Origin of the sequence: Curtobacterium sp. MCLR17_042, from assembly GCF_003234695.1 — a bacterium.
GTDB classification, from domain to species: Bacteria; Actinomycetota; Actinomycetes; order Actinomycetales; family Microbacteriaceae; genus Curtobacterium; species Curtobacterium flaccumfaciens.
On record NZ_QKTD01000013.1, the window covers coordinates 82,941 to 97,141 of the forward strand.

Here is a 14,201-nt window from a genome sequence, read left to right on the forward strand (position 1 = left end):
CGTCAGGCTAACGCGTGCGGGCGCGGGGACGGGGTTGGCACACGGGGCAGATGTGGCTCGACCGGTTCATGAAGGCCTCGCGCACGATCGTCGTGCCGCAGCGTGGACACGGCTTCCCCTGCTGCCCGTAGACGTTCAGGCGCTGCGAGAAGTACCCGGACTGCCCGTTGACGTTGACGTACTGGGCGTCGAAGCTCGTGCCGCCGTCCTCGAGCGCCCGGCGCAGGATGGCGCGGACCTCGTCGAGCAGTCGTCGCAGGTCGGCACGGGTGAGGCGGTCGGCGGCGCGGTCGTAGTGCAGCTTCGCGGCCCAGAGCGACTCGTCGGCGTAGATGTTGCCGATGCCGCTCACGACGCCCTGGTCGAGCAGCACCCGCTTGATGCCGCTCGAACGCTTCCGGGCCATCGCGGTGAACCGGTCGTCGTCGAACGCGGGGTCGAGCGGGTCACGGGCGATGTGCGACACCTGCCCGGGCACCCAGCGGCGCCACACGGCATCGGGGTCGATCGCGTCGACCTGCCCGCCGAACCCGGCCGGAGCACCGTCGATCGTCGGCACCATCGCGTCGATCGCCATCGAGCCGAACGTGCGCTGGTCGACGAACTCGAGTTCCACCGGGGGCTCCGCCGCACCCGAGCGGTCGGTGCCCGCGGGCTGCACGTCGATGAGGATCCGACGGTGCTTGGCCGCCGGTCGACCACGGCCGAGCAGGATCTGCCCGCTCATGCCGAGGTGGGCGACGAGTGCCTCGGGGCGGTCCCCGTCGTGCTCGGGCTGCAGCGGCATCCAGAGGAACTTGCCCCGGCGGACGGCGGCGGCGATCGTGCGACCGGTCAGTCGGTCGGCGAAGTCCTCGGCAGGGCCGTCGTGCCGGGTGAGGGCACGGTCGTCGACCACGTCGACGTGCAGGACCCGCGCGCCGCTGACGGCGGGTTCGAGGCCGGCGCGGACGACCTCGACCTCGGGGAGTTCGGGCACGCGGTCAGGCCGCTCGGCCGGACAACCGGGTCCAGGCGTCGAGCGCAGCGGCCATCTCGGCGGCCTTCTTGCTCGACCCGGTGCCGGTGGCGATGTCCTCGCCCTGCAGGACGACCGTCGCCATGAAGGTCTTGTCGTGGTCCGGGCCGGTCTCGGTGACGCGGTACGCCGGGTTGCCGAGCGAGCGGCTCGAGGCGAGCTCCTGCAGGCTCGTCTTCGGGTCCATCGCGGCGCCGAAGCGGTCCGGGTCGATCATGAGCGGTTCGACCAGACGGAGCACGAGCTCGGTCGCCGGGTCGGGACCGGCCGACAGGTACGTCGCGCCGATGACGGCTTCGACGGTGTCGGCCAGGATCGACGACTTGTCTCGGCCGCCGGTCTGTTCCTCGCCCTTGCCGAGGCGCAGGTAGCGGCCGAGCCCGATCATCCGGGCGATCTCGGCCAGCGCCACGGTCGACACCAGGCTCGCCCGACGCTTGGCGAGGTCACCCTCGTCGAGGTCGGGGAACGACCGGTAGAGCTTCACGGTCACGGCCTGGCCGAGGATCGAGTCCCCGAGGAACTCGAGGCGCTCGTTGTGCTTGATGCCCCCGTGCTCGTAGGCGTAGGAGCGGTGCGTCAGGGCGAGCTGGAGCAGCTCGAGGTCGATGTCGGCCCCGAGGATGCCCTGCAGACGAACGACGTCCGGCCCCGCGGGGCGAGACCCCGCAGCGCCGGACGTTGTCGTCATGCGTTCGGTCCGATCAGACGTCGGCGACCTTGCGGCCCTTGTACTCCATGTACAGGGGCGTGCCGGCCGAGTCCTCGACGACCTTCGCGCGGTGCGGGAGGCTGTAGGTGACCTGACCGTTCTCGATCGTCTTCACGAGCTGGATCGGCGTGGCCTTCCACTGCGAACGACGGGCGTGCGTGTTCGCACGGGACTGCTTGCGCTTGGGAACGGCCATGGTGAATCTCTTTCGGTTGGTCGGTGGTCGGTACGGGGGCTGGCGGTGTCGGGACCTACTCGGTCTCGGCCCGCTCCTCGCCCTCGGTGGTCTTCGGTGCGGTGGTGTCACCGTCGGTGCTGTCGTCGAGCTCGATCGCGCTGAGCGCTGCCCAGCGGGGATCCAGCACCTGACGAGCGGGCTGCTCGCCGAGGTCGGCCAGACGCTCGCCCGTCACCGGGTCGAGTCCTGGGCAGTCCGGTCGGCAGACCGGCTGGAACGGCAGCGACAGCACCACCGCATCTCGAACGACCTGTTCGGTGTCCACGTGGTCATCGCGAACGAAGAAGTCGAAATCCTCCGAGGCATCATACGCGAACAGCTCGGCGAAATCGACCTCGATCGGTTCGCTGATGTCGATGAGGCAGCGCGAGCACTCCCCCGTGGCGTCGGCCGAAGCGTGTCCGGACACGAGGACGCCCTCGTGCAGGCCTTCGAGTTTGACGTCGATGTGCAGTTCGGCACCCTGTCGGACGCCGATCAGACCGGCCCCCATCGCGTCGGGCACCTCGATGTCGAGCGAGTGCTCGCGCATCTCACCCGGCCGGTGCGCGAGGTCGCGCACGCGCAGGGCGTAGGGGCTGTTCACGGGGGAAGACACGATCGACAAGCCTAGCGCGATCGGGGCCGAGAGTCGAGGTGGCGACAGGCGTGTCCGGACGCGGTGGGGCGCAGTGCGCGTGCTGGGCGGACTGGGCGGGCGTGCTCAGCGGGTGTGCTCAGCGGGCCGCGAGCGCTTCGGCGACCGTCTTCGGCACGTAGGGCGTGACGTCACCGCCGAGGGACGACACCTGGCGGATCAGCGAGCTCGACACGTGCGCCCGCGACGCCTCGGGCAGCAGGAACACCGTCTCGACGTCGGCCAGGTGGCGGTTCATGATGGCCATCGGGGTCTCGTACGCGACGTCCTCGCCGGACCGCACGCCCTTCACCAGGACCTTCGCCCCGACCTGCCGGCAGTAGTCCACCAGCAGCCCGGACGTCCACTCGCCCACCGTGACCGTCTCCGGCGCGCCGACCTCGATCAGCGAGTCCTTGATGAGCCGAACCCGGTCGACCGCCTCGAACATCGCCGGCTTCTTGTCGGGGTTGTGCACCACGAGGACGTGGACCTCGTCGAAGAGCCCGGCGGCGCGGCCGATGACGTCGAGGTGCCCGAGGGTGACGGGGTCGAAGGAACCGGGGACCACCGCGATCTGCGCCATGGCAGCGACGATACCGCCCGCGACGCTGTGCCCCCGGGTCAGTTCTTGCCGAGGAACGCCGCGTCGGACTCGTCGAGACGCCGGGCGAGGGCGTCGCGGAGGGCTGGGGACCCCTCGAGCTCGGGATCGGGTTCGAGCACGCGCTCCGCTTCTCCGCGCGCGTCGACGATGAGGTCGGCGTGCTCGACCACCCGGAGCAGGTTGAGCGAGGACCGACCTCCGGACTGCCGTTCGCCCAGGACGTCGCCCTCGCGCCGGAGCTCGAGGTCGACCCGGGCGAGCTCGAACCCGTCGTCCGAGGCGGCCACGGCGTCGACGCGCTCGCGCGAGGTCGTCTCGAGCTCGGCCGAGGTGACGAGCAGGCAGACCCCGGCCCACTGCCCGCGACCGATGCGGCCGCGGAGCTGGTGGAGCTGCGAGACACCGAACCGGTCGGCGTCGAGGACGGCCATCATCGCCGCGTTCGGGACGTCGACGCCGACCTCGATCACGGTGGTCGCCACGACCACGTCGAGGTCGCCGGCGGCGAAGGACGTCATCACGCGGTCCTTCTCGTCGGCGGTCATCCGGCCGTGCAGGACCGCGATCGAGCGCCCGTCGAGCACGGGCATGGTGCGCATCCGCTCGGCGGTGGCGAGCACGGTCGCCGGGGCACGCTTCGGGGTGTCGTCCTCGCCCTCGGCCGGCTCCGGCTCGCCGTCCTCCTCGGTGTGGGCGTCGTCGATGGCCGGGCAGACGACGAACGCCTGGCGACCCTTGGCCAGTTCTTCGGCCATGCGGGACCAGATCCGGGGTTCCCACCCGGGGTGCTCCGCCAGCGGGACAGTGAAGGTCTCGACACCGGCGCGCCCCGACGGCATGCCCGTGATGGTCGAGACGTCGAGGTCGCCGAACACCGTCATCGCGACGGTGCGCGGGATCGGCGTCGCGGTGAGCACGAGCACGTGCGGAGGGGTCGTGCCCTTGGTGCGGAGGGCCTCGCGCTGCTCGACACCGAAGCGGTGCTGCTCGTCGACCACCACGAGCCCCAGCTCGGCGAAGTCCACCCGGTCCCCCAGGAGCGCGTGGGTGCCGACGACCAGCCGTGAGCTGCCCGACGCCGCGGCGAGCAGGGCCCGGCGACGTTCGTCGGTGGACTGCGACCCGGTCAGGATCACCGGTCGGAGCTCGGCGGCCAGGTCCGGCCCGAGGAACTTCACGATGGAGCGCAGGTGCTGGGCCGCCAGCACCTCGGTCGGGGCGATGAGCGCGGACTGGCCGCCGGACTCGGCCACCGTGAGCATCGCCCGGATCGCCACGAGGGTCTTGCCGGACCCGACCTCGCCCTGGATCAGCCGGTGCATGGGCCAGGTGCGGGCGAGGTCCTGGTCGATGTCGGCACCGACGGCCCGCTGGTCGTCCGTCAACGTGAAGGGCAGGGTGGCGTCGAAGCGCTCGAGGATGCCACCCGGGGCGGCCACGCGGGGGGTGGCCGCGGTGCGACGGGCCGCGATCCGGCGCTGCACCAGGGCGGTCTGCAGCACGAACGCCTCGCGGTAGCGCAGGGCGTCCTGCGCGCGCTTGAAGTCCGCGACCTTCTCGGGGCGGTGCAGCAGCTCGAGCGCGCGGCGGAACGGCACGAGGTCGAGCCGGGACCGCGCGGACGCCGGCACCGGGTCGGGCAGGTCCGGCAGGGTGTCGAGGACGATCCCGATGGACTTCGCGATCTGCCACGACGTGAGCGAGGCCGTCGCCGGGTAGATCGGGATCGGCTGGCGCGACCAGCGGATCGCTTCGTCGGAACCGGGTTCGGCCGTGGCGCGGGGGTCGTCGGGGTCGAACAGCTCGTAGTCGGGGTGGGCGAGCTGCCGGGCACCCCGGTAGTCGCTGACCTTGCCGGAGAAGATGCCCCGCGCGCCGGGGACGAGGTCCTTCGTGCGCCAGCCCTGGTTGAAGAACGTGAGGGTGAGCAGGCCCTTGCCGTCGCCGATCTTCGCTTCGAGGATCGAGCCGCGGCGCGCGCGCATGGTGCGTTCACGGACGTCGACGACCTCGGCCACGATGGTGACGGGTTCGCCGATCGCGAGCGAGTCGAGGGCCGTCAGTGCACCACGCTCGGCGTAGCGGCGGGGCGCGTGCTCGAGGAACTCCCCCACCGTGCGGTAGCCGAAGGCCTTCTCGATCGCGGTCGCCGTCCGACCGCCGAGCACGTTCGCGAGCCGCGCGTCGAGCGGCGCCGGACCGAGGTCGGGCGCGGCCGGCGCAGCGGGGGTTCCGGAGGTGACCACGCTCCAACGGTACCGGGCACGACCGACCCCACCCGTGCCTCCCGAGCGGCCTGTGGAGAACACCGGACCGGACCCGCCGGGCCGATACGGTGGCTGCATGACCCGCATCATCGCCGGTGCCGCCGGCTCCCTGACGCTCCGGGTGCCGAAGTCCGGCACCCGCCCGACGAGCGACCGCGTGCGCGAGGCGCTGTTCTCGTCGCTCGAGGCTCGGGGGCTCGTCGAGGCCACGTCAGTGGCCGACCTGTACGCGGGGACGGGCGCGCTCGGGCTCGAGGCAGCGTCCCGCGGTGCGGCCGAGGTGGTCCTGGTCGACCGGGCATCCGCCGCCGCGCAGGCCTGCCGGGCGAACGCGAAGGCCGTGCAGCAGCGGGTGCCGGGCGTCCGGATCGACGTGCAGCCGCAGCCGGTGCTCGGGTACCTGCGCGGGACCGTCCGCACCTTCGACCTGGTGTTCATCGACCCGCCCTACGACGTCACCGAGCACGAGCTCGCCGAGGTGCTCGAGGCCCTGGCGCCGAAGCTGACGCCGGATGCCGTCGTCGTGGTCGAGCGGAGCAAGCGCTCCCCCGAGCCCACCTGGCCGGCGGGGCTCGCGCCGTTCAGCAAGCGCAGCTACGGCGAGACCGTCGCGTGGGAGGCCGTCGCCGCCGGCTGAGGCAGCGGGGGCAACCGGATCAGCAGGGTCAGCCGGCGACGCCGTCCCAGTCGGCGTAGGGGTCCCAGCCGGTCGTCGGCACCGCGGCACCGGCGCGCAGCAGGTCCGCGTCGCCGCGCTCCCGCACGACACCGATGCGCCGGAAGCCCCCGGGCAGGACCGCGTCGGCCGGGAACGTGGCGAGCAGTCCGTGGTCCTCGCCACCGTGCAGCGCGACCTCGTCGAGGTCGGTGGCGGCATCGAGTTCGAGCGTCACCCGGCTGGCACGGGCGAGCCGACCGGCGTCGATCGCCAGGCCGTCGGACAGGTCGAGCATCGCGGTGGCCCCGGCCCCGGCCGCGAGCGGCCCGTCGGCGATCGGGGGCTCCGGGCGGCGCTGGCGTCCGACGTCGGGGTCGACGTCCGCGCCGCTCGCGACCGTCGCGGCACGGTCCGGCTCGCCCCGGCCGTCGACGCCGTCGCGGAACAGCCGGGACAGCCCACGGGCGGCACGTCCGAGCTCGCCGGACACCGCGAGCACGTCACCGACGGTCGCACCCGACCGCAGCACGGGCGCGCGGCCCAGCAGGTCGCCGAAGGCGGTGACGGCCACCGTGAACGTCGCCGAGGTGGAGAGGTCTCCCCCGACGACCCCGCACCCCGGCGCGAGTGCGTCGACGGCGAGCCGGAAGCCGTCGGCGATGCCCTCGAGGACGGCCACGGGGGTGTCCTGCGGTGCGGCGAGCGCGATCACGAGGCCGCTCGGCACGGCACCCATCGCGGCGACGTCGGAGAGGTTCGTGGCGGCCGCCTTCCAGCCGATGTCCGTCGGCGACGACCACGCCCACCGGAAGTCCGGACCGTGCACCATCATGTCCGTCGTCACGACGAAGCGGCCGTCGGGGGCGGCCACGACCGCGCAGTCGTCTCCGGGGCCGACGATCGGCGTTCCCGCGGGCAGGCGACTCGTGATCCGGTCGAGGACGACGAGTTCGCCGAGCTCCCCCACCGTCGGTCCGGCCCAGGCGTCGTCCGTCGCATCCACACGAGAACGGTAGCCTGGACGACGATGGACACCGCGCGCCGCACCCCTCGCACCCTCGCGATCGTGGGGGCCGTGATCACCCTCGCCGCCGGGCTGACCGGGTGCACGAACGCCGTGTCGATGTCCGCAGCCCCGTCGGCCAACGCAGCGGCGTGCGCCGCCGTGCAGGTCCGGTTGCCCGCGACCGTGGACTCGAAGTTCGACCTGCGGAACACGAACGCGCAGGCGACCGCTGCCTGGGGCGAGCCCGAGGTGGCGATCTACCACTGCGGTGTCGCCGTCCCCACCGTGTCCGACCTGCCGTGCTTCTCACAGGGCGGCGTCGACTGGATCCGCGATGACCGCGGCGACCAGGTCGTCTACACGACGTTCGGTCGGTCACCGGCGGTGCAGGTCGTGGTCGACTCGACGAAGACCACGTCATCGGTCGTGCAGGAGCTGTCCGACGCCGTGTCGTCACTGCCGAAGGACGGACACGAGTGCCTCGACCCGGACGACGTGCAGGGCTGACCCAGCGGACGGGGCAGCGCCAACCCAACCAGTGCCTCGACCCCGCCGACGTGCAGGGCTGACCGAACTGGTCAGCGGACGGCGGCGCGACCCAGCTCGATGAGCTCCGTGATCAGCTCGCCGTAGGACACGCCCGACGCCGCCCAGCAGCGCGGGTACATCGACAGCGGCGTGAAGCCCGGCATCGTGTTGACCTCGTTCACGACGAAGCCGTCGTCGGTCAGGAAGCAGTCGACACGGGCGAGCCCGGAACCACCGATGGCCTCGAACGCGCGGGCACCGATGGAGCGGATCTCGTCGGTCTGGTCGTCGGTCAGCGGGGCCGGGCAGAGCAGCGACTCGTCGCCGCCCAGGTACTTCGAGGCGAAGTCGTAGAAGCCGTCCTCGGCCACGACGATCTCGCCCGGCAGGCTCGTGCGCGGCACACCGTCACGACCCTCGAGCACGGCGACCTCGACCTCGCGGCCGATCACACGGGGCTCGACGATCACCTTGGAGTCGTGCTCGAACGCCAGGTCCATCGCGGCACCCAGCTGCGAGGGCTCGTCGACGCGCGAGACGCCCATGCTCGACCCGGCGCGGGCCGGCTTGACGAACAGCGGCCAGCCGTGGGCGGCGATCGTCTCGGCGACGTCCACCGGGTCGGCCGCCCACTGCCGGCGGAGCACCGTGGTCCACGGTGCGACGCGGAGCCCGGCGTGCTCGAGCACGGCCTTGGCGACGTGCTTGTCCATGGCCAGGGCGCTCGCGAGCACGCCGTCGCCGACGTACGGCAGCCCGGCGATCTCGAGCAGACCCTGGATCGTGCCGTCCTCGCCGAAGGGGCCGTGCAGGATCGGGAACACCACGTCGACCGGGATCGCGGTGACCGTGCCGTCGGGGTGGGACACGACGAGTTCGTTGGTGGCCGGCGAGGTCGGGAACGCGATCCGCGTGCCGTTGTCGGGCACCGTCGGCAGCGCGCCGTCGCGGATGGTCCACTGCGCCGGGTCGTCCGACTGCAGCGTGAAGGCACCGTCCTGGGTGATCCCGATCGGCACGAGGTCGTACTCGGCCCGGTCGACGACGTCCATGATGCCGCCGGCGGTCACGCAGCTGATCTCGTGCTCGCTCGAGCGACCGCCGAAGAGCACGGCGACGGTGGTCCTGGGCATGGGGGTTCCCTCGGGGATCGTGGGCACGGGAGTCCCTTCGTGACTCGGTGCGGGACCGGTCACTCGCCCTGCGGCTCGTCGGTCTCGGTGAGGTGCGGCGCGATGTTGCGCGGATCGAGCCTACCGGCGAGGACCTCGCCGACCTGGCTGACGATGGGCATGTCGACGCCGTTCGCCGCGGCCAGCTCGAGGATCGGTGCGACCGAGGCCAGCCCCTCCGCCGTCTGGTTCATCTGGCGGACGACCTCGTCGAACCGGTAGCCCTGGCCGAGCAACCGCCCGGCGGTGTTGTTCCGCGACAGCGGTGACTGGCACGTGGCGATGAGGTCGCCGAGGCCCGCGAGGCCGGACAGCGTGGACGACTGCGCGCCGAGCGACACCGCGAAGTCGGTCATCTCGGCGAGGCCGCGCGTGATGATCGAGGCCTTGGTGTTCTCGCCGTAGCCGACCCCGTCGACGATGCCGATCGCGACGGCGATGAGGTTCTTCAGCACGCCGCCGAACTCGGTGCCGATGACGTCGGTGTTGATGAACGACCGGAAGTACGGGTTCGTCGCGACGGCGGCGACGTCGGTGGCGGTCTCCAGCGACGACGACGACACCACGGCGGCGGTCGGCTGCCGACGGGCGATCTCGAGCGCCAGGTTCGGGCCGCTGGCCACGGCGATGCGGTCCTGATCGATGCCGAGGCCCTGCAGCAGGACCTCGCTCATCCGCAGTCCCGTGCTCTTCTCGACGCCCTTCATCAGGCTGACGACCGGCACGTCGGCGGGCAACAGTTCGCGGATCGCGGCGAGGTTGGAGCGCAGGGTCTGCGAGGGCACCGAGACGTACACCTGCGAGGCGCCGTCGAGCACGCGCTCGAGGGACGTCGAGGCGGTCAGGGTACGGGGCAGGTTGATGCCGGGCAGGTAGTCCGAGTTGCGCTTGGTCTCGGTGATCTCGCGGGCGACCTCGGGGCGTCGGGCCCACACCACGGTGGAGGCACCACCCTCGGCCAGCACCTTCGCGAACGTGGTGCCCCAGCTGCCGGCACCGATCACGGCCACCCGGGGCTTGTCGGTCGACTGCATGACCACCCGGATCGCGGCGGTGTCGAAGGCCCCCGGAGCCGCGGCGGCGGGGTCGGGTCGGTCGTCGTGGGGTCGGAGGTCACTCAAACCGGCCGGTCTCCTTCTGGTTGTTCGCCGCCGGGTCCCAGCGGGTCGCGGGTGCCCGTTCGCCACGGAGCACCTCGAGCAGCGCGGTGATCTCGCGCATGACGAGTTCGGTGGCCTCGCCGAGCATCTGCTGGTCGATCTGCCGACCGCGGTACGCCGACAGGTCGACCGGGTCACCGATGATGACGTCGACGCGGGACGGCGGGAACAGCCGGAGCTTCTTGCCGTACCGGGCCATGATGTTCTGCGTGCCCCAGTGGGCCATCGGGATGAGCGGCACGTCGTTCTCGAGCGCGATCCGCACCGCACCCGTCTTGCCGCGCATCGGCCACAGGTCGGGGTCGCGGGTGAGCGTGCCCTCGGGGTAGACGATGATCGCCCCGCCCTGCTCGACCAGGGAACGGCCGCCACCGAGCGGGTCGCTCAGGCGCGTCCGGCCGGAGCGCTCGACCGGGATCTGCCCCATGCCGGACATGAGCTTGCCGACCACCGGCACCTTGAACAGCGACGCCTTCGCGAGGAACCGCGGCGCCCGCTTCGAGATGTACACGGCGGTGCCCACGACCAGGGGGTCGATGTTCGTGAAGTGGTTCGGTGCGAGCACGAACGCGCCCTCGGCCGGCAGGCGGTTCGGGCCGTGCCAGTGGTAGCGCGCCGAGAACCGGAACGTCGGGATGACGATCGAGGCGACGATCCGGAACGCGGTGTTCAGCTCACCGCGGCGCCACCGGCGCCCACGCACGGGGAGACCGGTCGCGACCTGCGCGTCGGAGCCGCCACGGGCCTCCAGACCGTCGCCTCTTCCTTCTGCCGGCACTGTGCCTACCCAGCGAAGTCGAAGTCGGCGCCGAGCTTGCGCAGCTTCGGGATGAAGTGCTCGTAGCCGCGGCTGATGATGCCGACGTTGGTGATGTGCGACTCGCCGTCGGCGGTCAGCGCCGCGATGAGGTGGCTGAACCCGCCGCGCAGGTCGGGGACGCGGACGTTGGCGGCGTGCAGCTTCGTCGGACCGGTGATGACGGCGGCCTGCTCGAACGGTCGGCGGGCGACACGGCGGTCGTGGCCGGGCAGCCCCTCCTTGTGCACGACGATGTCGGCACCCATCTCGTTCAGGGCGTCGGTGAAGCCGAAGCGGTTCTCGTAGACGGTCTCGTGCACGATGCTCTGGCCGTCGGCCTGGGTCAGCGCGACGATGAGCGGCTGCTGCCAGTCCGTCATGAAGCCGGGGTGCACGTCGGTCTCGATGACGACGGGCTTCAGGGTGTCCAGCTCGCGGTAGAACCGGATGCCGTCCTCCTGGATGTCGAACCCGCCGCCGACCTTGCGGAAGACGTTGAGGAACGTCATGAGCTCCTGCTGGTTCGCGCCCTCGACGAAGATGTCGCCGTTGGTGGCGAGCGCGGCGGAGGCCCAGCTCGCGGCCTCGTTGCGGTCGTTGATCGCGCGGTGTGTGTAGCCGCGGAGCGACTCGACGCCCTCGATGAAGATGACGCGGTTCGGCTCGACCGAGACGATGGCGCCCATCTTCTGCAGGATCGCGATGAGGTCCATGATCTCGGGCTCGATCGCGGCGTTCCGCAGCTCCGTGACGCCCTTGGCGAGGGTCGCGGAGAGCAGGACCTGCTCGGTGGCACCGACGCTCGGGTACGGCAGCTCGATCGAGGCACCCTTCAGGCCGTCCGGGGCCGTCAGGTGGATGCCGTTGACCTGCTTGTCGACGACCGCACCCATGGCGCGCAGGGCGTCGAGGTGGAAGTCGATCGGGCGGTCGCCGATGCGGCAGCCGCCGAGGTCGGGGATGAACGCCTCGCCGAGCTTGTGCAGCAGCGGACCGCAGAACAGGATCGGGATGCGGCTCGAACCGGCGTGTGCGTCGATCTCGGCGAAGTGCGCCGACTCGACCCGCGACGGGTCGAGGATGAGTTCGCCTCGTGCAGGATCGGTGATGCGCACGCCGTGCACCTCGAGCAGCCCGCGGACCACCTTGACGTCGGAGATGTCCGGCACGTCACGGAGGATCGACGGGGTGTCACCGAGCAGCGACGCCACCATGGCCTTGGTCGCGAGGTTCTTCGCCCCACGGACCTCGATGCGTCCCACGAGCGGCTTGCCCCCGCGGATGACGATCTCGTCCGACTTGAGGCCCACGCGCGCCCCTGCGGCCGCTGCGTCCTGTACGAGAGAGTTCACTACTTCACCGGCAATGTCTTCGGCCGCCAACTGGAGCGGCGGGATTCGAACTCCGTGATCGAGGTCTCGTCACGGAGGGTGAGCCCGATGTCGTCGAGCCCTTCCATCAACCGCCAACGAGTGTAAGCGTCGATCTCGAAGGGGACGTCCACATCCCCCAGCGACACGCGCTGCGTCACGAGGTCGACCGTCGCCTCGATGCCCGGGTTCGCCTCGATGGCGGCCCACAGGCGCTCGACCTCCGGTTCGGTCACGATCGCGGTGACCAGGCCCTGCTTGCCGGCGTTGCCCCGGAAGATGTCCGCGAACCGGGGCGAGATCACGACCGAGAAGCCGAAGTCACGGAGCGCCCAGACGGCATGCTCGCGGGACGAGCCGGTGCCGAAGTCGGGGCCGGCGATCAGGACGCGGGCGCCCTGGTAGCGCTCCTGGTTCAGCACGAAGTCGGGGTCCTGCCGCCACCCGGAGAACAGGGCGTCCTCGAAGCCGGTCTTGGTGACGCGCTTCAGGTAGACGGCGGGGATGATCTGGTCGGTGTCGACGTTCGACCGCTTGAGCGGCGCGGCGATGCCGGTGACGGTGGTGATCTTGTCCATCAGAAGGTCCCCTCGGTGGCGGTGGCGGACGTCGCCGCCGCGATCTCGTCGTCGGTCTCCAGGTCCCACGGGCTCGACAGCGTGCCGCGCACCGCGGTGGCGGCGGCGACGAGCGGCGACACCAGGTGCGTGCGGCCGCCCTTGCCCTGGCGCCCCTCGAAGTTGCGGTTCGAGGTGCTGGCGCAGCGCTCCCCCGGTGCCAGCTGGTCCGGGTTCATGCCGAGGCACATCGAGCAGCCGGCGAACCGCCACTCGGCGCCGAACTCGGTGAACACCTTGTCGAGCCCCTCGGCTTCGGCCTCGAGCCGGACCCGCGCGGAGCCGGGCACGACCATCACCCGGACGCCGTCGGCCTTGGTGCGGCCCTTGATGACCGACGCGAAGGCCCGCAGGTCCTCGATGCGCGAGTTCGTGCAGGACCCCATGAACACCGCGTCGACGGCGATGTCCTTCATCGGGGTGCCGGCGGTGATGTCCATGTACTCCAGGGCGCGGCGTGCGGCGGCCTGGTCGTTCGGGTCGCTGTAGGCGGCCGGGTCCGGCACGCTCTCGGACAGCGAGACGCCCTGGCCGGGGTTCGTGCCCCAGGTGACGAAGGGCTCGAGCTCGTCCGCGTCGATGAACACCTCGGCGTCGAACACGGCGTCGTCGTCGGTGGCGAGGGTCTCCCAGTACGCGACGGCGTCGTCCCAGTCCTGGCCGGTGGGCGCGTGGTCGCGGCCCTGCACGTAGTCGTAGGTGGTCTGGTCGGGGGCGACCATGCCGGCGCGGGCACCGGCTTCGATCGACATGTTGCAGATCGTCATGCGGCCCTCCATCGAGAGGGCGCGGATCGCGGAGCCGCGGTACTCGAGCACGTAGCCCTGGCCTCCGCCGGTGCCGATCTTCGCGATGACGGCCAGGATGATGTCCTTCGCCGTCACCCCCGGACGCAGCGTGCCCTCGACCGTGATCGCCATCGTCTTGAACGGCTTGAGCGGCAGGGTCTGCGTGGCGAGGACGTGCTCGACCTCGGACGTGCCGATGCCGAACGCCATCGCGCCGAAGGCCCCGTGGGTGCTGGTGTGCGAGTCGCCGCAGACCACGGTGATGCCGGGCATGGTCAGGCCGAGCTGCGGGCCGACCACGTGGACGATGCCCTGCTCCTTGTCCCCCAGGGAGTGCAGCCGGACGCCGAACTCCTCACAGTTGCGACGGAGGGTCTCGATCTGGATCCGGCTCGTCGGGTCCGCGATGGGGCGGTCGATGGCGAGCGTCGGGGTGTTGTGGTCCTCGGTCGCGATCGTCAGGTCGAGGCGACGCACCGGTCGCCCGGCCTGCCGCAGGCCGTCGAACGCCTGCGGACTCGTCACCTCGTGCACGAGGTGGAGGTCGATGTAGAGGAGGTCGGGGTTGCCGTCCTCGCCCTTGACCACGACGTGGTCGTCCCACACCTTCTCGGCGAGCGTCTTTCCCATGAGCTCAGCCCTCCT

Annotated in this window: 15 protein-coding genes; 2 read left to right on the plus strand and 13 right to left on the minus strand. The window is 71.3% G+C overall.

The window, feature by feature from the left end; translation table 11 throughout:
• Window positions 1-7 precede the first annotated feature (7 nt).
• The 6 genes from mutM to DEJ02_RS13430 all read right to left on the minus strand — a co-directional run bounded on the left by mutM (window position 8) and on the right by DEJ02_RS13430 (window position 5,437).
• Window positions 8-979, minus strand: coding sequence for a bifunctional DNA-formamidopyrimidine glycosylase/DNA-(apurinic or apyrimidinic site) lyase (gene mutM, locus DEJ02_RS13405; RefSeq protein ID WP_071405663.1), 972 nt, complete (start codon window positions 977-979; stop codon window positions 8-10).
• A 4-nt stretch (window positions 980-983) separates the two neighbouring features.
• Complete coding sequence (rnc, locus tag DEJ02_RS13410; protein WP_173034235.1) at window positions 984-1,709, minus strand: ribonuclease III; 726 nt, start codon at window positions 1,707-1,709, stop codon at window positions 984-986.
• A 13-nt stretch (window positions 1,710-1,722) separates the two neighbouring features.
• On the minus strand, window positions 1,723-1,926 hold the full coding sequence (gene rpmF / locus DEJ02_RS13415; protein WP_017888273.1) for a 50S ribosomal protein L32: 204 nt from the start codon (window positions 1,924-1,926) through the stop codon (window positions 1,723-1,725).
• 55 nt (window positions 1,927-1,981) lie between these two features.
• Window positions 1,982-2,554 carry a DUF177 domain-containing protein gene (locus DEJ02_RS13420; RefSeq protein WP_071405664.1) on the minus strand — a complete coding sequence of 191 codons (573 nt, stop codon included), beginning with the start codon at window positions 2,552-2,554 and terminating at the stop codon, window positions 1,982-1,984.
• A gap of 130 nt (window positions 2,555-2,684) precedes the next feature.
• On the minus strand, window positions 2,685-3,170 hold the full coding sequence (gene coaD / locus DEJ02_RS13425) for a pantetheine-phosphate adenylyltransferase (RefSeq protein WP_111033407.1): 486 nt from the start codon (window positions 3,168-3,170) through the stop codon (window positions 2,685-2,687).
• A gap of 38 nt (window positions 3,171-3,208) precedes the next feature.
• On the minus strand, window positions 3,209-5,437 hold the full coding sequence (locus tag DEJ02_RS13430; RefSeq protein ID WP_258378736.1) for an ATP-dependent DNA helicase RecG: 2,229 nt from the start codon (window positions 5,435-5,437) through the stop codon (window positions 3,209-3,211).
• A gap of 97 nt (window positions 5,438-5,534) precedes the next feature.
• Here DEJ02_RS13430 and DEJ02_RS13435 point away from each other — a divergent pair, with 97 nt between their 5' ends.
• A complete protein-coding gene (locus DEJ02_RS13435; RefSeq protein WP_027465899.1) occupies window positions 5,535-6,095 on the plus strand; it encodes an RsmD family RNA methyltransferase in 561 nt (186 codons plus the stop codon).
• 28 nt (window positions 6,096-6,123) lie between these two features.
• Here the strand turns inward: DEJ02_RS13435 and thiL are convergent, their stop codons facing one another.
• Complete coding sequence (thiL, locus tag DEJ02_RS13440) at window positions 6,124-7,119, minus strand: thiamine-phosphate kinase (RefSeq protein WP_111033408.1); 996 nt, start codon at window positions 7,117-7,119, stop codon at window positions 6,124-6,126.
• A 24-nt stretch (window positions 7,120-7,143) separates the two neighbouring features.
• On the opposite strand from thiL, the gene DEJ02_RS13445 reads away from it, so the two are divergent.
• Complete coding sequence (locus DEJ02_RS13445; protein ID WP_111033409.1) at window positions 7,144-7,629, plus strand: DUF3515 family protein; 486 nt, start codon at window positions 7,144-7,146, stop codon at window positions 7,627-7,629.
• Window positions 7,630-7,700: 71 nt separating this feature from the next.
• Here DEJ02_RS13445 and DEJ02_RS13450 read toward each other — a convergent pair whose 3' ends face one another.
• The 6 genes from DEJ02_RS13450 to leuC all read right to left on the minus strand — a co-directional run bounded on the left by DEJ02_RS13450 (window position 7,701) and on the right by leuC (window position 14,186).
• Window positions 7,701-8,783, minus strand: coding sequence for a D-alanine--D-alanine ligase family protein (locus DEJ02_RS13450; RefSeq protein ID WP_111029139.1), 1,083 nt, complete (start codon window positions 8,781-8,783; stop codon window positions 7,701-7,703).
• 59 nt (window positions 8,784-8,842) lie between these two features.
• A complete protein-coding gene (locus tag DEJ02_RS13455; RefSeq protein ID WP_031259730.1) occupies window positions 8,843-9,856 on the minus strand; it encodes an NAD(P)H-dependent glycerol-3-phosphate dehydrogenase in 1,014 nt (337 codons plus the stop codon).
• A 79-nt stretch (window positions 9,857-9,935) separates the two neighbouring features.
• Window positions 9,936-10,685 (minus strand): 1-acyl-sn-glycerol-3-phosphate acyltransferase, encoded by a 750-nt coding sequence (locus tag DEJ02_RS13460; protein ID WP_071405671.1) that lies wholly within the window; start codon window positions 10,683-10,685, stop codon window positions 9,936-9,938.
• An 80-nt stretch (window positions 10,686-10,765) separates the two neighbouring features.
• On the minus strand, window positions 10,766-12,133 hold the full coding sequence (gene murA / locus DEJ02_RS13465) for a UDP-N-acetylglucosamine 1-carboxyvinyltransferase (protein WP_111023958.1): 1,368 nt from the start codon (window positions 12,131-12,133) through the stop codon (window positions 10,766-10,768).
• Window positions 12,133-12,729 (minus strand): 3-isopropylmalate dehydratase small subunit, encoded by a 597-nt coding sequence (leuD, locus tag DEJ02_RS13470; protein ID WP_111023957.1) that lies wholly within the window; start codon window positions 12,727-12,729, stop codon window positions 12,133-12,135. Before leuD ends, murA begins: the two co-directional genes overlap by 1 nt.
• Entirely contained in the window at window positions 12,729-14,186 is a 1,458-nt protein-coding gene (leuC, locus tag DEJ02_RS13475; protein ID WP_111033411.1) for a 3-isopropylmalate dehydratase large subunit, read from the minus strand. The genes leuD and leuC overlap by 1 nt, the downstream gene beginning before the upstream one ends.
• Window positions 14,187-14,201 lie beyond the last annotated feature (15 nt).

Excerpts from the sequence above, each read along its gene's own strand:
- rnc (WP_173034235.1), bottom strand. The coding sequence starts at position 1,709 with ATGACGACAACGTCCGGCGCTGCGGGGTCTCGCCCCGCGGGGCCGGAC.
- rpmF (WP_017888273.1), bottom strand. The coding sequence starts at position 1,926 with ATGGCCGTTCCCAAGCGCAAGCAGTCCCGTGCGAACACGCACGCCCGT.
- coaD (WP_111033407.1), bottom strand. The coding sequence starts at position 3,170 with ATGGCGCAGATCGCGGTGGTCCCCGGTTCCTTCGACCCCGTCACCCTC.
- DEJ02_RS13435 (WP_027465899.1), top strand. The coding sequence starts at position 5,535 with ATGACCCGCATCATCGCCGGTGCCGCCGGCTCCCTGACGCTCCGGGTG.
- DEJ02_RS13445 (WP_111033409.1), top strand. The coding sequence starts at position 7,144 with ATGGACACCGCGCGCCGCACCCCTCGCACCCTCGCGATCGTGGGGGCC.
- DEJ02_RS13450 (WP_111029139.1), bottom strand. The coding sequence starts at position 8,783 with ATGCCCAGGACCACCGTCGCCGTGCTCTTCGGCGGTCGCTCGAGCGAG.
- DEJ02_RS13455 (WP_031259730.1), bottom strand. The coding sequence starts at position 9,856 with ATGCAGTCGACCGACAAGCCCCGGGTGGCCGTGATCGGTGCCGGCAGC.
- leuD (WP_111023957.1), bottom strand. The coding sequence starts at position 12,729 with ATGGACAAGATCACCACCGTCACCGGCATCGCCGCGCCGCTCAAGCGG.
- leuC (WP_111033411.1), bottom strand. The coding sequence starts at position 14,186 with ATGGGAAAGACGCTCGCCGAGAAGGTGTGGGACGACCACGTCGTGGTC.